16 protein-coding genes are annotated in these 17,642 nt (G+C 71.0%); 8 read left to right on the forward strand and 8 right to left on the reverse strand.

From position 1 onward, the window contains the following. Positions 1–3: 3 nt before the first annotated feature. A complete protein-coding gene (locus tag GRQ65_RS17630) occupies positions 4–762 on the forward strand; it encodes a 1-acyl-sn-glycerol-3-phosphate acyltransferase (RefSeq protein WP_160879314.1) in 759 nt (252 codons plus the stop codon). Positions 763–843: 81 nt separating this feature from the next. On the opposite strand, the gene GRQ65_RS17635 is transcribed toward GRQ65_RS17630, so the two are convergent. The 8 genes from GRQ65_RS17635 to rpmH all read right to left on the reverse strand — a co-directional run bounded on the left by GRQ65_RS17635 (position 844) and on the right by rpmH (position 6,171). Further along, entirely contained in the window at positions 844–1,824 is a 981-nt protein-coding gene (locus GRQ65_RS17635; RefSeq protein ID WP_160879315.1) for a ParB/RepB/Spo0J family partition protein, read from the reverse strand. Continuing rightward, on the reverse strand, positions 1,821–2,801 hold the full coding sequence (locus tag GRQ65_RS17640; protein ID WP_202388296.1) for a ParA family protein: 981 nt from the start codon (positions 2,799–2,801) through the stop codon (positions 1,821–1,823). The genes GRQ65_RS17635 and GRQ65_RS17640 overlap by 4 nt, the downstream gene beginning before the upstream one ends. Positions 2,802–3,008: 207 nt before the next feature. Continuing rightward, on the reverse strand, positions 3,009–3,665 hold the full coding sequence (gene rsmG, locus GRQ65_RS17645; protein WP_160879316.1) for a 16S rRNA (guanine(527)-N(7))-methyltransferase RsmG: 657 nt from the start codon (positions 3,663–3,665) through the stop codon (positions 3,009–3,011). Positions 3,666–3,681: 16 nt separating this feature from the next. Beyond that, positions 3,682–4,275, reverse strand: a complete 594-nt coding sequence (locus GRQ65_RS17650; protein ID WP_439331869.1) for a Jag family protein — start codon at positions 4,273–4,275, stop codon at positions 3,682–3,684. After that, on the reverse strand, positions 4,272–5,327 hold the full coding sequence (yidC, locus tag GRQ65_RS17655) for a membrane protein insertase YidC (RefSeq protein ID WP_337191835.1): 1,056 nt from the start codon (positions 5,325–5,327) through the stop codon (positions 4,272–4,274). Before yidC ends, GRQ65_RS17650 begins: the two co-directional genes overlap by 4 nt. Before the next feature lie 5 nt (positions 5,328–5,332). Next, complete coding sequence (gene yidD / locus GRQ65_RS17660; protein WP_160879317.1) at positions 5,333–5,662, reverse strand: membrane protein insertion efficiency factor YidD; 330 nt, start codon at positions 5,660–5,662, stop codon at positions 5,333–5,335. Continuing rightward, positions 5,659–6,012, reverse strand: coding sequence for a ribonuclease P protein component (gene rnpA, locus GRQ65_RS17665; protein WP_160879318.1), 354 nt, complete (start codon positions 6,010–6,012; stop codon positions 5,659–5,661). The genes yidD and rnpA overlap by 4 nt, the downstream gene beginning before the upstream one ends. Before the next feature lie 21 nt (positions 6,013–6,033). Then, positions 6,034–6,171: a 50S ribosomal protein L34 gene (gene rpmH / locus GRQ65_RS17670; protein WP_114780495.1), complete on the reverse strand. Its 138-nt coding sequence runs from the start codon at positions 6,169–6,171 to the stop codon at positions 6,034–6,036. Positions 6,172–6,708: 537 nt separating this feature from the next. Between rpmH and dnaA the strand changes: the two genes are divergently transcribed. The 7 genes from dnaA to gyrA all read left to right on the forward strand — a co-directional run bounded on the left by dnaA (position 6,709) and on the right by gyrA (position 17,585). Next, positions 6,709–8,253, forward strand: coding sequence for a chromosomal replication initiator protein DnaA (dnaA, locus tag GRQ65_RS17675; protein WP_439331870.1), 1,545 nt, complete (start codon positions 6,709–6,711; stop codon positions 8,251–8,253). Positions 8,254–8,625: 372 nt separating this feature from the next. Next, entirely contained in the window at positions 8,626–9,786 is a 1,161-nt protein-coding gene (dnaN, locus tag GRQ65_RS17680) for a DNA polymerase III subunit beta (RefSeq protein ID WP_160879320.1), read from the forward strand. Between the two features lie 74 nt (positions 9,787–9,860). Next, the gene (gene gnd, locus GRQ65_RS17685) at positions 9,861–10,790 is read left to right on the forward strand and encodes a phosphogluconate dehydrogenase (NAD(+)-dependent, decarboxylating) (protein ID WP_160879321.1); all 930 of its coding nucleotides are present in this window, start codon (positions 9,861–9,863) and stop codon (positions 10,788–10,790) included. Between the two features lie 31 nt (positions 10,791–10,821). Next, positions 10,822–11,997, forward strand: a complete 1,176-nt coding sequence (gene recF, locus GRQ65_RS17690; RefSeq protein WP_160879322.1) for a DNA replication/repair protein RecF — start codon at positions 10,822–10,824, stop codon at positions 11,995–11,997. Continuing rightward, a complete protein-coding gene (locus GRQ65_RS17695) occupies positions 11,990–12,541 on the forward strand; it encodes a DciA family protein (RefSeq protein WP_337191836.1) in 552 nt (183 codons plus the stop codon). The genes recF and GRQ65_RS17695 overlap by 8 nt, the downstream gene beginning before the upstream one ends. A gap of 260 nt (positions 12,542–12,801) precedes the next feature. Continuing rightward, positions 12,802–14,874, forward strand: coding sequence for a DNA gyrase subunit B (locus GRQ65_RS17700; protein ID WP_160879323.1), 2,073 nt, complete (start codon positions 12,802–12,804; stop codon positions 14,872–14,874). A gap of 65 nt (positions 14,875–14,939) precedes the next feature. Next, positions 14,940–17,585 (forward strand): DNA gyrase subunit A, encoded by a 2,646-nt coding sequence (gene gyrA, locus GRQ65_RS17705; RefSeq protein WP_160879324.1) that lies wholly within the window; start codon positions 14,940–14,942, stop codon positions 17,583–17,585. The last annotated feature ends 57 nt before the right edge of the window (positions 17,586–17,642 follow it).

Raw genomic sequence — 17,642 nt, forward strand, 5'->3', positions numbered from 1 at the left:
GACGTGCGCGACCTGACCTATCCCCCGATCATCGTCGCGGCCAAGCTGGGCTTCCGACTGCTGGGCCAGCGCATCCGCATCGACGGGGCACACCACGTCCCGCGCACGGGTGGCGTCCTGCTCGCGGTCAACCACATCGGCTACGTCGACTTCGTCTACGGCGGGCTCGCGGCCAACCCGTCGGGCCGCAAGGTGCGCTTCATGGCCAAGCGGGAGCTGTTCGACCATGCCTGGGTCGGGCCGCTCATGCGCTCGCTGCACCACGTCCCGGTCGACCGTGACGCTGGGGAGTCCTCGCTGCAGCACGCCGGTCGGCTGCTGCAGGCCGGTGAGGCGGTCGGGATCTTCCCCGAGGCGACGATCTCGCGCTCCTTCGAGCTGAAGGAGTTCAAGACCGGCGCGGTCCGCATCGCCGCGGAGGCGGGTGTGCCCCTGGTGCCGGTGGTCCTCTGGGGGACCCAGCGCATGATGACCAAGGACCACCCCAAGGACTTCTCGCGCGGCAAGACCATCACGCTGTCGGTCGGTGAGCCGATGCTCCCCACGGGCGAGGACCCGGTGGCCGAGACCGGCGCGCTGCGCCGCACGATGGCGTCGATGCTCGACGCAGCCGTCGCCGCCTATCCCGCCGACGAGCAGCCCCCGGGCTCGTGGTGGCTCCCGGCGCGGTTCGGCGGCGGCGCTCCGACCCCGGAGGAGGCCGAGCGTCTCGACGCCGAGGAGAAGGCCGCCCGAGCCGCTCGGCGCGCTGCCCGCGACTGAGGTCGATCTGTCGTCACGTCGACCTGTCTCTTTGTCGACAAAACGCCACCTGGCTGTTTCCGCAGGTCAGAGGGCGTGGCCTCAGATCGGCCGGTCCGTCCGGTTGCGCGGATCCATCACGTCGATGATGCGCTGGAGGTCCTCCAGGCTGGCGAACTCGACGGTTATCTTGCCCTTGCTGCGACCCAGGTCGACCTTGACCCGGGTCTCGAGCCGATCGGAGAGCCGGTCCGCGATCTCGACGAGCCCGGGCGCGGTCGGCCGGGTGCGCTGCACCCGCCGCGTCGGCTCCGCGCCCGTGTCGCCGACCGCGACGATCTCCTCCAGGCCGCGCACGCTGATCCCCTCGGCGATCACGCGTTGCGCGAGGCGGTCCTGGAGCGCGGGATCCTCGACGGCGAGCAGCGAGCGGGCGTGGCCGGCGGACAGGACCCCAGCGGCGACCCGGCGCTGGACGGCAGGGCTGAGACGCAGCAGCCGGAGGGTGTTGCTGATCTGCGGTCGGGAGCGACCGATCCGCTGCGCCAGCTCGTCGTGGGTGCAGCCGAAGTCCTCCAGCAGCTGGGCGTAGGCCGACGCCTCCTCGAGCGGGTTGAGCTGAGCGCGGTGGAGGTTCTCCAGGAGCGCGTCCCGGAGCATGTCGGTGTCGTCGGTGTCGCGGATGATCGCGGGGATCGCCTCGAGCCCGGCCTCCTGGCTGGCCCGCCAGCGCCGCTCGCCCATGATGAGCTCGTAGCGCTCCGGTCCGGACCGACGTACGACGATGGGCTGGAGCAGTCCCACCTCACGGATCGAGTGCACCAGCTCCGCGAGCGCGTCCTCGTCGAAGACCTGGCGCGGCTGCACGGCGTTGGGGACGATCTGGCCGATCGGGAGCTCGGCGAAGCTCGCACCGGCGACGGGCGCGAGCGACTCGCTCGAGGCGACGCTCGGCTCGACGACGGGCTGAGCGGCGTCGGGGACCGCGGGCGCCGGTGGCGTCTCCTGCTCGGGCGGAGCCGAGGGGATCAGGGAGCCGAGGCCGCGCCCCAGCCCGCGCTTCTGCGCTCGGGTGCCGCTCACGTGTCCGCCCCCTTCGTTCCCGGCCCCTTCGACGCGAGCTCCTTGGCCGCCTCGAGGTAGCCCATCGCGCCGGGGGAGCCAGGGTCGTAGGTCATGACCGTCTGGCTGTACGACGGCGCCTCGGAGACGCGTACCGACCGCGGGATGTTGGTGCGCAGCACCTGCGGACCGAAGTGCTCTCGCACCTCCTCGGCCACACTGGCGGCCAGCCGGGTGCGGCCGTCGTACATCGTGATGAGGAACGCCGAGATGGCGAGCTCCGGGTTGAGGTGCGCCTTGACCATGTCGACGGTGGCGAGGAGCTGGCCGAGCCCTTCGAGCGCGTAGTACTCCGCCTGGATCGGCACCATCATCTCCCGCCCCGCGACCAGCGCGTTGAGCGTGAGCAGGCCGAGCGACGGCGGGCAGTCGATGAAGACGTAGTCGAACCGCTCCTCGCCCGCGTCCGAGACCGGCTGGTCACTGATCCGCGGGTCAGCGCGCAGCGCCTTCTGGAGCCTCTGCTCACGGGCCACGACGCTGACGAGCTCGATCTCGGCACCGGCCAGGTCGATCGTGGCCGGCACGACCGACAGCAGCTCGATGTCGGGGCAAGGAGAGAGGACCGCAGAGAGCGGCTCACCCTCGACCAGCAGGTCGTAGCTCGACGGCGTGCCTCGGTGGTGCTCGATGCTGAGGGCCGTGGAGGCGTTGCCCTGCGGATCGAGGTCGATCACCAGCACGCGCTGCCCCAGCTGGGCCAGCGCCGCGGCCATGTTGACCGTCGACGTGGTCTTGCCGACGCCGCCCTTCTGGTTCGCGACGACCAGGATGCGGGTGGCCGACGGTCGCTCGATCGCGGGCCGCATCTTCGCGCCCTGACGCGCGAGGAGCATGTGCTCCGCGGCCTTCGCCAGGGGTGTGGGCTCGTCGCCGTACGGGTCGGCCAGCGACTGGGCGGCGTCGCCGTAGTCGCTCGCCTTCGGCACCGACATCATGGGTTCGCCCTCTTCGCCGTGGTGGGAGCCGCGCTCTGACGCTCGACTCGGTGTTTCACGTGAAACATGCCTGCATTCCTTGCGTTCTGCGGTCGTGCGAGGGGCGTGCGGCTGTGGACAGACCCCCAGTTCCTGTGGAGAGCCACGCTCAGAGGCCCGGTCTGGTCGGTGGACAACTCACAACACCTCCCGCGCCGACGAGTCAGCCTAACGACGCCCAGACGTGGGAGCCACTCGGACCAGGGTCGCTGTGGAGACCCCGTCGCCGGCCGTGACGGTGAGGATCTCAGGCGCCCCACAACGCCAGGCCCGCAGTGTCTTCTCCGCGGCCGCGATCTCGTCCGCCGCCGAGCTGCCCTTCATGGCGAGCAGCGCGCCCCCCGGTGCGACCAGCGGCAGACCCCACCCGAGGAGGCGGCCCAACGGCGCAAGAGCACGGGCCGTCACGACGTCGAACCTCTCGGACCCGTGCAGCTCCTCCGCGCGTCCGCGTCGGACGACGACGTTGTCCAGACCCACGTCAGCGACGACCTCGTCGAGGAAGGTGGTCCGGCGCAGCAGCGGCTCGACGACCGTCACGCTGAGGTCGGGTCGCGCGATCGCCAGCACCAGGCCGGGCAGTCCGGCACCCGAGCCGAGATCGGCGACCGTCGCCCCGGACGGCACCGCCTCGGCGACGGCCGCGCAGTTCAGGACGTGTCGCTCCCACAGGCGCGGCGCCTCACGAGGACCGATCAGCCCGCGGACCACCCCGTCCGTCGCGAGCAACTCGACGAACCGCTCGATGAGGGGCCACCGGTCAGACGGGAACGCCCCCCGCGCCGACTCCGGCGCGAGGGGCGTTTCACGTGAAACATCGCTCATGACAGCGCGAGCTCCGTCACGCAGGCACCACGACGACGTAGCGGCGGGGTTCGACACCCTCCGACTCCGAGGTGAGCCCAGCTGCAGCCACCGCGTCGTGCACCACCTTGCGCTCGAACGGCGACATCGGCTCCAGAGAGACGCGCTCGCCCGACTCCTGCACGCGAGCCACGGTCTCCTCAGCGAGCTTCTCCAGCTTGGTGCGGCGGTCGGCGCGGTGGCCGGAGATGTCGAGCATCAGCCGCGAGCGCTCACCGGTCTCGCGGTAGACGGCGAGCCGCGTCAGCTCCTGCAGGGCCTCGAGCACCTCGCCGTCGCGCCCGACGAGCTGGGAGAGGTCCGCACCGACGATCGACACGGCGGCGCGGTCGCCCTCGACGTCCATGTCCAGGTCGCCGTCGAGGTCCGCGATGTCCAGGAGCTCCTCGAGGTAGTCGGCCGCGATCTCGCCCTCGTTCTCGAGCTGCTCCACCCGCGAACCCGTGTCGGCAGCGGCGGCGCCCGCAGGCGCGTCGTTGGTCGCGCTCGACTCCGAGGCGACCACGCTGTCGATCGTCGCCTGCGTCTCGTCGACGGCGTTGTCCGGCGTCTGGTCGGTCTGCTCGCTCACCGCTTGTTCCCGTTCTTCTTCTTGGCCGGGTTGCGCTGGCCGCGCTGCCCGTTCTGGCTGGGTGACTTGCTGGGGGACTGGCTGGAGCGCTGGCTCTTCGGCTGGCGCTTCGGCTGCTGCCGCTGCTGCGGACGTCGCTCGGTCTCGACCGCGGTGTCGGTGCCCTCACCGACGGCCGGCAGCGTCGGGTCCGGCAGCCCCTTGGCCTCCGCGCGACGACGGTCGCGCTCGATCTTGGCCTTCTCGGCGTCCGTGCCCGGTGCCGGGTTGTTGCGGATGACGTAGAACTGCTGGCCCATCGTCCACAGGTTCGACGTCGTCCAGTACAGGAGCACACCGATCGGGAACGCGATGCCGCCCACGGCGAAGACCACCGGGAGGATGTAGAGCAGCATCTTCTGCTGCTGGGCGTACGGCCCGCTGAGCGCGCTCGGGGGCATGTTCTTCGACATGAGCTGGCGCTGGGTCGTGAAGGTCGTGGCCGTCATCGCGACCACGAGGAACGCCGCGAGCACCTGCACCGCGGTGCTGCCGCCGGACTGGGTGAACGACGCCGAGATCTCGAACTTGCCGAACAGCATGGCGTCACCGAAGTGGCGCGCCTTCTCCTCGCTGAGGAAACCGTGGCTGATGCCGTCCGAGGCCTCGTCGATCAACCGGAACAGCGAGAAGAAGATCGGCATCTGCAGCAGGATCGGCAGGCAGGAGGCGAACGGGTTGGTGCCTGCGTCCTTGTAGAGCTTCATCGTCTCCTGCGCGAGACGCTCCCGGTCGTGGCCGTACTTCTTCTGCAGCTCCTTGACCTTGGGCTGCATCAGCTGCATGTTGCGGCTCGCCTTGATCTGACGCACGAACAGCGGGATCAGCGCGGCCCGGATGACGAGCGTCAGACCGATGATGGACAGGGCCCAGGAGGCGCCGCCCTCGGGGTCGAGGCCGAGGTGGCTGAAGATCCAGTGCCAGGCGAGCAGCACCCCGGACACCGCGTAGTAGAGCGGGGTGAGGATGACGTTGAAGGCGTCACCGATAGGACCCAGGAACAAAGGTGTCACGGAGCTCAGGCTCTCCCTCGTTGGACGGCGTCGACGTGGCTGGACGCGACGCGGGTGTCGGTCGCGACGGGCGCGACCGGCTGCTGGGGGGTGGCCGGCTCTCGCTCGGACGCACGGGCGGGCGCGGGCGGCACGGGGTCGTAGCCACCGGCGGCCCAGGGGTGGCAGCGTGCCAGACGGCGCACGGCGAGCCAGCTGCCGCGGAGGCTGCCGTGCTCCTGCACGGCACCGAGGGCGTACGCCGAACAGCTGGGGTGGTAGCGGCACACCTCGCCGTAGAGCGGGCTGATGGCGAAGCGGTAGGCGCGCAGCAGCGCGATCAGCACGTGCTTCACCGCGTCGCCCCCCGGGTCAGAGTCCGCTCCAGACAACGGCCGAGCTCCTCGCGGAGTTCCGCGCTCGACAGCGCCGCGCTCGCCGGGAGGGCGCGGACGACGACCTCGCAGCCGGCCGGCACCGCCGACAGCTGCTCTCGCACGAGGTGTCGCAGCCGGCGCTTGACTCGGTTGCGCGTCACCGCGTCGCCGACGGCCTTGCTCACGACGAAGCCGACCCGGGCGGGGGCAGTGCCCTCACCCGGGCCAAGCAGGTGCACGACCACGGCGCGCGACCCGGCCCGACGCCCCGACCGCACGGTGCGTCGGAAGGCCGAGCTGTCACGCAGGCGGTGGTCGGCGGCGAGCACGCGACGAGTGCCGCGGCCCGCTCAGACCGCGAGGCTCTTGCGGCCCTTGCGACGACGCGCCGACAGGATGGCGCGGCCGGCGCGGGTACGCATCCGCAGGCGGAAGCCGTGCACCTTGTGGCGGCGACGGTTGTTCGGCTGGTAGGTCCGCTTGCTCACGAGAACGTCTCTTCCGGTGGATCGGTCAGGTCAGGGGAAGTCAGCTGGTCGGCGCGGGTGATGAGCACCATCCGGGCAGCACGACGGCAGCCGCTGACCGATCAACGGTACGCGGAGGCTGAGTGCAGGGTCAAACCACCACAGAGCACCCCTGTGGACAACCAGCCGCCCCGGTCCCCCACCTCGTCCCGAGCCTGTGGAGAACGTCTTGTGCGGGCCGTCTGCGAGGGGTTACGTTCGCACCTCTCCGAGGTCGTCCGCCACCCCCGACCGCACCTCGCACCAGAGCCACCCGGACCGCCGAGGTCCGCCCGCCGCCGGCGTCCCGCGCCGCGGACGGCCTCTCGCGCGCGTGCGGGGGGAACAGGTCCGGTGCGTGATGCACAGGTTGTGGACAACTCTGTGGAGAGAACCCGGGGGCCGCCACCGTCGACGCCTCTGGGACGAGCCCGGCACCCCGGGCACCGAACACTGCAGGGAGAGGCGAACCACCTCGTGGACCACACCCACCCCGACCTCGGCGAGGCCTGGCGCTCGGTGCTCGAGCACGTGCAGCCGAGCCAGCGCGCCTGGCTCGCAGCCTGCGACCCCGTCACCGTCCACGACGACATGGCGATCGTCGCCGTGCCCGACGACTTCACCCGGGGCCAGGTCGAGGGCCGGCTGCGCCCCCAGCTCGAGAGCGCGCTCAGCGAGGTCTACCAGCGCCCCATCCGGCTCGGTACGACGATCAACGCCGCGCTGGCCCACCCGTCCGCCGAGCCCGCGGGCGAGAGCGCCTCGAGCGGCCCGCTCACTGCGGTCGGCTCGGCTGCGACGGGCGACGTCGACACATCGACAGATCGATTTGTCGACACGTCGACAGATGCGGGCTCGGACAGCGAGGGCAGTGGCAGCGCCGACGACGGGCACCTCGCCACCGTCACGCCGATGCACCGACCGCCCGCGCCGAACAGCACGGAGGCGAGTGTTTCGGCGCCCTCCGGTCACGCGGGTCCGGCGCTGGGCGACCGTCAGGCCGACGCCCACCGTCCGAGTGCCCTCGAGACCCGGCTCAACCCGAAGTACACCTTCGAGACCTTCGTCATCGGCTCGTCCAACCGGTTCCCCCACGCGGCCGCCGTCGCCGTGGCCGAGGCGCCGGGCAAGGCCTACAACCCCCTCCTCGTCTACGGCGAGTCCGGTCTGGGCAAGACCCACCTGCTGCACGCCATCGGCCACTACGTCCGCTCGCTCTACACCGGCGCCAAGGTGCGCTACGTCTCGAGCGAGGAGTTCACCAACGAGTTCATCAACGCGATCCGCGACGACAAGCAGGACCGCTTCAAGCGGCGCTACCGCGACGTCGACGTGCTGCTGATCGACGACATCCAGTTCCTCGAGGGCAAGACCCAGACCCAGGAGGAGTTCTTCCACACCTTCAACACCCTCCACAACGCCAACAAGCAGATCGTGCTCACCTCGGACCGTCCGCCCAAGCGGCTCGAGGCGTTGGAGGACCGGCTGCGCAACCGGTTCGAGTGGGGCCTGATCACCGACGTCCAGCCGCCCGACCTCGAGACGCGCATCGCGATCCTGCGCAAGAAGGCCGCGATGGACCGGCTCACCGCGCCGCCGGACGTGCTGGAGTTCATCGCCTCCAAGATCCAGACCAACATCCGCGAGCTCGAGGGTGCGCTCATCCGGGTGACGGCGTTCGCCAACCTCAACCGCCAGGAGGTCGACATGACCCTGGCCGAGATCGTGCTGAAGGACCTGATCCCCGAGGGCGGCGAGCCCGAGATCACCGCGGGCCTGATCATCGCCCAGACCGCGGCCTACTTCGGCGTCTCGATCGAGGAGCTCACCGGCCCCAGCCGAGGACGCCACCTGGTGATGGCCCGCCAGATAGCGATGTACCTGTGCCGCGAGCTGACCGGCCTGTCGCTGCCCAAGATCGGCGCCCAGTTCGGCAACCGCGACCACACGACGGTGATGTACGCCGACCGCAAGATCAACCAGCTGCTCGCCGAGCGCCGCGCGGTCTTCAACCAGGTCAGCGAGCTCACGAGCCGGGTCAAGGTCCAGGCCCGACAGGCCTGAACCACACCGGTGGGATTCGCTCCACAGCCTGTGGACAGATCGCCGCGCCCGGTGCGAACTACACGGGGAGGATCTGCGGAGACCACGCGTCCGCCGGTGTGGAGGGGACGCCGAGTGCACAGCCCGGCCCGGGTCGAGGGGCCGTCGTCCACAGCCGGTGTGGAGAGCGATTGCACCGCGCGACCTGCGCCGATGGTGTTCCTCCACAGATTCCACCGTGCCTATGACTACTGACCATCTCTACGCAGTCCGATCATCGGTGGAACTCCGACACGTGCCCGTCCTGTGGAACCACACCGCCCGTGGCAGGATTCGCCGAGAGTCGGTCACCGCCGTCCGCCCTGTCGTCCCCTGCTGCGAAGGACCCACATCGTGAAGTTCCGCGTCGACCGCGACGTGCTCGCGGATGCCGTCGCCTGGGCCGCCCGCAGCCTGCCCGTGCGTCCCAGCGTCCCTGTCCTCGCCGGCCTCCTCGTCGAGGCCAGCCACGAAGGACTCGTGCTCTCGACGTTCGACTACGAGACCTCGGCCCGGGCGACCCTCCAGGCCGACGTCGCCGACGAGGGCCGGGCGCTGGTCAGCGGACGACTGCTGGCCGACATCTGCCGCAGCCTGCCGAGCAAGCCCGTCGAGATGGTGCTCGACGGCGCCCGGGTCTCGCTGACCTGCGGCTCCGCGCGCTTCAGCCTGCAGACCATGCCGGTCGAGGACTACCCGAGCCTGCCCTCGATGCCCGCGGCCACCGGGACCGTCTCGAGCGAGGCGTTCGCCCACGCCGTGGCGCAGGCCGTGACCGCGGCCGGCCGCGACGACATGCTCCCGGTGCTGACCGGCGTACGACTCGAGATCGACGGGTCGACCATCTCGCTCCTGGCCACCGACCGGTTCCGGCTGTCGCACCGCGAGCTGGGCTGGGACCCCCGCTCCCCTGACGACACCGTCGCGGCCCTGGTGCCGGCGAAGGTCCTGGGCGACACCGCGAAGTCGCTCACGAGCGGCAGCGAGGTCACCATCGCGCTCTCCACCTCGGGCAGCGGCGAGGGCATCATCGGCTTCGAGGGCGCGGCCGCCGGCGGCACGCGTCGCACGACGACCCGCCTCCTCGACGGCGAGTTCCCCAAGGTCCGCAGCCTGTTCCCGAGCGAGCACCAGACGGTGGCGACCGTCAGCAAGCAGGCCCTCATCGAGTCCGTGCGCCGCGTGTCCCTGGTCGCCGAGCGCAACACCGCCGTCCAGCTCGCCTTCGGCGACGGTCAGCTCACCCTCGACGCCGGCTCCGGCGACGAGGCCCAGGCCTCGGAGGCGATCGAGGCCGACATCACCGGCGAGCCGATCACGACCGGCTTCAACCCGACGTTCCTGCTCGACGGGCTGACCGCCATCGACGGCGACAAGGTCGAGCTCGCCTTCACCCAGGCCTCGAAGCCCGTCGTCATCAGCGCCGCTCCCGCCGAGGCGGAGGGCGAGCAGGCTCGCGAGAGCGACGACGCGGCGTTCCGCTACCTGCTGATGCCGCGCCGCCTGCTGTCCTGACGGATCCGTCCCGCGCCGGGGTACCTCTTCGCGGAACCACGACCCACACCCCCAGCTCACCTCGGAGGACTCCCATGCACATCGGACTCGTCGGCCTGGGCAAGATGGGCGGCAACATGCGCACCCGGATGCGCAACGCCGGCCTCACCGTCGTCGGCTACGACCGCAACCCGGACCTCGCCGACGTCGGCAGCCTGGCCGAGATGGTCGAGGCGCTGCCCGGCCCCGACGGCGGCCCGAAGGTCGTGTGGGTCATGGTCCCCGCGGGCGACCCGACCCGCGCGACGATCAAGGAGCTGGCCGACCTGCTGGGTGAGGGCGACCTCGTCGTCGACGGCGGCAACTCCAAGTACACCGACGACGCGATCAACGCCGAGCTGCTCGCCCAGCAGGGCGTCGGCTTCGTCGACTGCGGTGTCTCGGGCGGGGTCTGGGGACTGCAGAACGGATACGCGCTGATGTGCGGCGGCTCCGACGAGGACGTCGCCAAGGTGCAGCCGGCCTTCGACGCGCTGCGTCCCGAGGGCGACTCCGGCTTCGTCCACGCGGGCAAGAAGCCCGGCGCCGGCCACTTCGCCAAGATGGTCCACAACGGCATCGAGTACGCCATGATGCAGGCCTACGCCGAGGGCTGGGAGCTGCTCGAGGCCGTCGACCTCGTCGACAACGTCACCGAGGTGTTCGACTCCTGGCGGGCCGGCACCGTCATCCGCTCGTGGCTGCTCGACCTGCTGGTCGCCGCGCTCGAGGAGGACACCCACCTCGACAAGATCGCGGGCTACGCCGACGACTCCGGTGAGGGCCGCTGGACCGTCGAGGCCGCGATCGACAACGCCGTGCCGATGCACGTCATCGCCGCCTCCCTCTTCGCCCGGTTCACCTCGCGCCAGGACGACAGCCCGGCGATGAAGGCGATCGCCGCGATGCGCAACCAGTTCGGTGGGCACGCGACCCACACCGAGGCCCCGGCCGGCGGCGACGTCGGCCCGGACAACCCCGCCTGAGAACCAGCCTGACGACCAGCCCGGGAGCACGGTGCACGTCGCCCACCTGAGCCTGCACGACTTCCGGTCCTACGCGACCGCCGAGGTCGCGCTCGGTCCCGGGGTGACGGCGTTCGTCGGGCGCAACGGCCAGGGCAAGACCAACCTGGTCGAGGCGATCGACTACCTCTCGCGGCTGCAGTCGCACCGGGTGGCCACCGACGCGCCGCTCGTACGAGCCGGTGCGCCTCAGGCGGTGGTGCGCGCCGCGGTCGTCAAGGACGGGCGCCAGGCGGTGCTCGAGGTCGAGCTCAACCCCGGGCGCGCCAACCGGGCCCGCATCAACCGCTCGACCCTGCCCCGGACCCGCGACCTCGTCGGCCTGGTGCGCACGGTCGTCTTCTCGCCCGAGGACCTGACCCTGGTCAAGGGCGACCCGTCCGACCGCCGTCGCTTCCTCGACGACCTGCTGGTGCTGCGCACCCCGCGCCTGGCCGGCACCCGCGCCGACTACGACCGCGTCCTCAAGCAGCGCAACTCGCTGCTCAAGACCGCCGGGCTCGCCCGCGGCTCGGCCCGCGACGGGGCGCTGGCCACCCTGGCGGTCTGGGACGACCAGCTCGCCCACCACGGGGCCGAGCTGCTCGCCGCACGGCTCGAGCTCGTCGAGGCGCTGGGCCCGTACGTCGGCACGGCGTACGCGACCGTGGCGCGCGGCGCGAGCCGCGACGACGCCGCGGTGGAGTACCGCTCAAGCGTCGCGGCCCCGCCGGGCGTCGGCCCCGAGGAGCTCCGCGAGGCGCTGCTGACCGAGCTGGAGGCCCGCCGCAAGGACGAGCTGGACCGCGGCATCTCGCTCGTGGGGCCACACCGCGACGAGCTGCTGCTGTGGCTCGGTCACGGAGGAGACCCCAGCGGCGACCCGACCTCGCGGCTCCCGGTGAAGGGCTACGCGTCTCACGGGGAGTCGTGGTCGTTCGCGCTCGCGCTCAAGCTCGCGTCCTACGACCTGCTGCGCGCCGACGGCGACGACCCGATCCTCATCCTGGACGACGTCTTCGCCGAGCTCGACAGCGAGCGGCGGGCCCAGCTCGCCGAGCTCGTCGCCGGCGCCGAGCAGGTGCTGGTGACCGCCGCGGTGCCCGAGGACGTGCCGGCCGCGCTCACCGGAGCGCGGTTCACCGTGGCCGGCGGTGAGGTGACTCAGGTGGGTGACTCAGGTGGGTGAGGAGCAGGAGCCCGAGCCCCAGTCTCAGGTGGAAGCGGAGGCCGTCCACCAGGACGACGGTCTGGACCTGGCGCGCGCGGCCGCGCGGGCGGCGGCCGGCTCGATGCCCAAGGGGGTCAGGCGCCGGCGCACCGGAGGCCCGCGACGTCGCACCGACAGCCAGGTCTCGGGCAGCCACCCCGACCAGCGCGACCCCCAGCTGCTCGGCTCGCAGCTCGAGCGCCTGGTCGCCGAGCGCGGCTGGGAGCTCGAGCTGCGGGTGCGCGGCGTCTTCGCCCGCTGGCCCGAGCTGGTCGGCGAGGAGGTCGGGGCGCACTGCACGCCGGAGGCGTTCACCGACGGCAAGCTGACGGTGCGCACCGACTCGACGGCCTGGGCGACCCAGCTCAAGCTGCTCGCCCCGGCGCTGGTGCGCCGGCTCAACGAGGAGCTCGGTCACGGCACCGTGACCCTCATCGACATCGTCGGCCCGCACCTGCCGCGCGGGGTGGGCGGGCGTCGGCGGACCCGCGACAGCCGCGGACCGCGCGACACCTACGGCTGACGCACCCACCACGCACTCCAGAGCGTCTCCGGGGCCGGACGTGCATGTGGGGACACGGGTCGACCCCTGCGCGGCGCTCTCGTCACGGCCCTGAGGCCGCTGAGGGGCCTTCTCACCCGGCCGAGGACCCCCGGGCGCCGGACAGTTGCGTGCCCTGAGGCCCGTGACGGGCTATCATGACGCTCGGGCCGTCGCCGAACTCGGGCGGCCCGTCGCCATGTGAAGAGCCGCGCCTGCGTGCGTGAGATAGGGGTCGCCCCGTGTCCCAGCAGAACCAGCCGGAGCCCCCCAACGGCGTCGCCTACGACGCGAGCGCGATCCAGGTGCTCGAGGGGCTCGAGGCGGTCCGCAAGCGACCGGGCATGTACATCGGCTCCACCGGCGAGCGCGGCCTGCACCACCTGATCTGGGAGATCGTGGACAACGCGGTCGACGAGGCGCTCGCGGGCTACTGCGACCGCATCGTGGTGACGCTGACCGAGGACGGCGCGATCCGCGTCGAGGACAACGGTCGCGGCATCCCCACCGACACCGCACCGGGCCAGGAGCTGCCGGCCGCGACCATCGCGCTGACCCAGCTGCACGCCGGCGGGAAGTTCGGCGGCGGCGGCTACAAGGTCTCCGGCGGCCTGCACGGCGTCGGCGTCTCGGTGGTCAACGCGCTCTCCGACCACCTCGTCCTCGAGGTGAAGAACCGCGGCGCCCTGTGGAGGCAGACCTTCCAGCTCGGCGAGCCCGACGCCCCCCTGGCCAAGGTGCGCGACCTCGAGCCCGACGAGGGCACGGGCACGACCGTGACCTACTGGGCCTCGCCCACCATCTTCGAGACCACGACGTACTCCCTCGAGACGATCACCACCCGCTTCCGCGAGTACGCCTTCCTCAACAAGGGCCTCGAGATCGTCGTGCGCGACGAGCGCCCCGACGCCGCCGCGATCGCCGACGCCGTCCAGGACGAGACGGTCGACAACGAGGTCGACGCGGCCGACGCCACGGCGATCCACCGCGCCGAGGGCGGCGGCAGCGAGCAGGTCTTCCGCTACGACCGCGGTCTGGTCGACTACGTCGCCTACCTCAACCGGTCCCGGCAGGCGGCCAACCCGACGATCATCTCCTTCGAGGCCGAGGCGTCCAGCGACACCGGCATGGACATGAGCCTCGAGGTGGCGATGCAGTGGAACACCACCTTCACCGAGTCGGTCCACACCTTCGCCAACACGATCAACACCCACGAGGGCGGCACCCACGAGGAGGGCTTCCGCGCGGCGCTCACCTCCTTGGTCAACAACTGGGGCGAGGAGTGGGGCCTGATCAAGAAGAAGGAGGACCGGGTCAGCGGTGACGACATCCGCGAGGGCCTGACCGCCATCATCTCGGTCAAGCTCGGCGAGCCGCAGTTCGAGGGCCAGACCAAGACCAAGCTCGGCAACACCGAGGTCAAGGGGTTCACCCAGCGCGTCGTCAACGACCAGCTCGGCGCCTGGCTCGAGCAGAACCCCGCCGAGGGCAAGGACATCGTGCGCAAGTCGCAGGCCGCGGCCTCGGCGCGCATCGCCGCCCGCAAGGCGCGCGACCTCGCCCGCTCGCGCAAGGGCTTCGGCTCGGGCGGCGGGCTGCCCGGCAAGCTCTCGGACTGCCAGTCGACCAACCCGGAGGAGTGCGAGGTCTTCATCGTCGAGGGCGACTCGGCCGGCGGCTCGGCCAAGTCCGGTCGCGACCCGCGCATCCAGGCGATCCTCCCGATCCGCGGCAAGATCCTCAACGTCGAGAAGGCGCGCATCGACAAGGTCCTGGGCAACCAGGAGGTCCAGGCGATCATCTCCGCGCTGGGCACCGGCATCCACGACGAGTTCGACATCGACAAGCTGCGCTACCACAAGGTCGTGCTGATGGCCGACGCCGACGTCGACGGCCACCACATCAACACGCTCCTGCTGACGCTGCTGTTCCGGTTCATGCCGCAGCTGATCGACGGCGGCTTCGTCTACATGGCCCAGCCGCCGCTCTACCGCCTGCGCTGGAACAAGCCGGCCGAGCACGAGTTCGTCTACTCCGACGCCGAGCGTGACGCGCTCATGCGCGCCGGGCTCGAGGCGGGCAAGAAGCTGCCCAAGGAGAACCCGGTCCAGCGCTACAAGGGCCTCGGCGAGATGAACGCCGACGAGCTGTGGGAGACGACGATGGACCCCGACAACCGTCTGCTCCTCCAGGTGACCCTGGAGAACGCCGCGCTCGCCGACGAGACCTTCTCGACCCTCATGGGCGAGGACGTCGGGCTGCGCCGCTCGTTCATCCAGCGCAACGCCAAGGACGTCCGCTTCCTCGACATCTAGGTCTACCCATCTCTAGCGACCTCGCTAGACCGTCCTAGATCAAGGCAGAGCCAGAGAGAGACACCGTGACCGAGACCCCCACGCCCCCGTCGCCCGGTGGCCGCGTCGACCCCGTCGAGCTGCGCACGTCGATGGAGCGCGCCTACATCGACTACGCGATGGCCGTCATCGTGGGCCGCGCCCTGCCCGACGTGCGCGACGGGCTCAAGCCGGTGCACCGCCGCGTCCTCTACGCGATGTACGACGGCGGCTACCGCCCCGACCGCGGTCACTCCAAGTGCAGCCGTGTCGTCGGCGACGTCATGGGCCAGTACCACCCCCACGGCGACAGCGCGATCTACGACACCCTGGTCCGCCTCGCCCAGCCCTGGGTGATGCGCGCGCCGCTCATCCACGGCCAGGGCAACTTCGGCTCGCCGGGCAACGACCCGGCGGCCGCGATGCGGTACACCGAGTGCCGGATGGCCCCGCTGGCCATGGAGATGGTGCGCGGGATCGACGAGGAGACCGTCGACTTCCAGCCCAACTACGACGGCCGCTCCTCGGAGCCGACGATCCTGCCGTCGCGCTTCCCCAACCTGCTGGTCAACGGCTCCGCCGGCATCGCGGTGGGCATGGCCACCAACATCCCGCCGCACAACCTGCGCGAGGTGGCCGACGGCGCGATCTACGCCCTCGAGCACCCCGACGCCTCCCGCGAGGAGCTGCAGGACGCGCTCATCGAGCGCATCAAGGGCCCCGACTTCCCCAACGCCGCGCTGATCGTCGGCCGCCAGGGCATCGAGCAGACCTACCGCACCGGTCGCGGCTCGATCACCCAGCGCGCGGTCATCGAGATCGACGAGGACTCCAAGGGCCGCACCTGCCTGGTCATCACCGAGCTGCCCTACATGGTCAACCCGGACAACCTGGCCGAGAAGATCGCCGACCTCGCCATGAGCGGGCGGGTCCAGGGCATCGCCGACGTCCGCGACGACACCTCCTCGCGCACCGGCCAGCGTCTCGTCGTCGTGCTCAAGCGCGACGCGGTCGCTCGGGTCGTGCTCAACAACCTGCTCAAGCACACCGAGCTGCAGACCAACTTCTCCGCCAACATGCTGGCCCTGGTCGACGGCGTGCCGCGAACGCTGACCATCGACCAGTTCATCTCCTACTGGGTCGAGCACCAGGTCGAGGTCGTCCGCAGGCGCACCGAGTACCGCCTGCGCGAGGCCGAGAAGCGCGCCCACATCCTGCGCGGACTGGTCAAGGCGCTCGACGCCCTCGACGAGGTCATCGCGCTGATCCGGCGTTCGCCCGACGTCGAGGAGGCCCGCCAGGGCCTGATCGAGCTGCTCGACATCGACGAGGACCAGGCGACCGCGATCCTCGACATGCAGCTGCGCCGGCTCGCCGCGCTGCAGCGCCAGCGGATCATCGACGACCTGGCCGCGATCGAGATCGAGATCGCCGACCTGCAGGACATCCTCGCCAACGTCGCCCGCCAGCGCTCGATCGTGCGCGACGAGCTGAGCGAGATCGTCGACAAGTACGGCGACGACCGCCGCACCCAGATCATCGCGGCCGACGGCGACCTGTCGATGGAGGACCTGATCCCCGACGAGGAGCTCGTCGTCTCCATCACCCGCGGTGGCTACGCCAAGCGCACCCGCGCCGACCAGTACCGCTCGCAGAAGCGCGGCGGCAAGGGCGTGCGCGGGGCCTCGCTGCGCGGCGACGACGTGGTCGAGCACTTCATCGCCACGACCAACCACCACTGGCTGCTGTTCTTCACCACGGCCGGGCGGGTCTACCGCACCAAGGCCTACAACCTGCCCGAGGCCTCGCGCGACGCGCGCGGCGGCCACGTCGCCGGGCTGCTCTCCTTCCAGCCCGACGAGTCGATCGCCCAGGTGCTGGCGATCCGCGACTACGAGCAGGCGCCGTACCTCGTCCTGGCCACCCGCCACGGCCTGGTCAAGAAGACCCGCCTCGGCGACTACAACAGCCCGCGCCAGGCCGGCGTCATCGCGATCAACTTCCGCGAGGACGACGACGAGCTGATCGGCGCCGAGCTGGTGGACGGCGACGACGACATCCTGCTCGTCTCGCGCAAGGGCCAGGCGATCCGCTTCCGCGCCGACGACACCCAGCTGCGCCCGATGGGACGGGCGACCTCCGGGGTCACGGGCATGAAGTTCCGCGACGGCGACGCGCTGCTCTCGCTCTCGGTCATCCGGGCCGAGGCGGCGGCGGTCGAGGACGTCGACTCCGCCGACGTCGAGGTGCAGTACGTCTTCACGATCACCGACGGCGGCTTCGCCAAGCGGACCCGCATCTCGGAGTACCGCCTGCAGTCGCGCGGCGGCATCGGCATCAAGGCGATGGCCCTGGCCAACGAGGACCGCGGCGTCCTCGTCGGTGCGTTCATCGTGGTCGACGGCGACGAGGTCCTCTCGATCACCCAGAGCGGTCAGGTCGTGCGCAGCCCGATCAACGACAACTTCCGGCCGACCGGTCGTTCGACGATGGGCGTGAAGTTCGTGTCGCCGAAGTCCGGGGACGCCGTCGCGGTCGTCGCCCGCTCCGTCGAGGCCAAGGTCGTCGAGGAGCTGGAGGAGGCCGAGACGAGCGAGGGGGCAGCGGACCCGGATGCCGCGGTCGAGCCGGCTGCTGAATCGGAGAATGCCCAGGGCGATGCAACAATCGAGGACGATGACGCGTCGCAGTGAGCGTGATGCACCGCGGGCGACCTCGAGGCCGTGACCACCGATCGCACTGGGAGGGAT

The organism is Nocardioides flavescens (assembly GCF_009823805.1).
Classification (GTDB): Bacteria; Actinomycetota; Actinomycetes; order Propionibacteriales; family Nocardioidaceae; genus Nocardioides; species Nocardioides flavescens.

Excerpts from the sequence above, each read along its gene's own strand:
- GRQ65_RS17640 (WP_202388296.1), bottom strand. The coding sequence starts at position 2,801 with ATGATGTCGGTGCCGAAGGCGAGCGACTACGGCGACGCCGCCCAGTCG.
- rsmG (WP_160879316.1), bottom strand. The coding sequence starts at position 3,665 with ATGAGCGATGTTTCACGTGAAACGCCCCTCGCGCCGGAGTCGGCGCGG.
- gnd (WP_160879321.1), top strand. The coding sequence starts at position 9,861 with ATGCACATCGGACTCGTCGGCCTGGGCAAGATGGGCGGCAACATGCGC.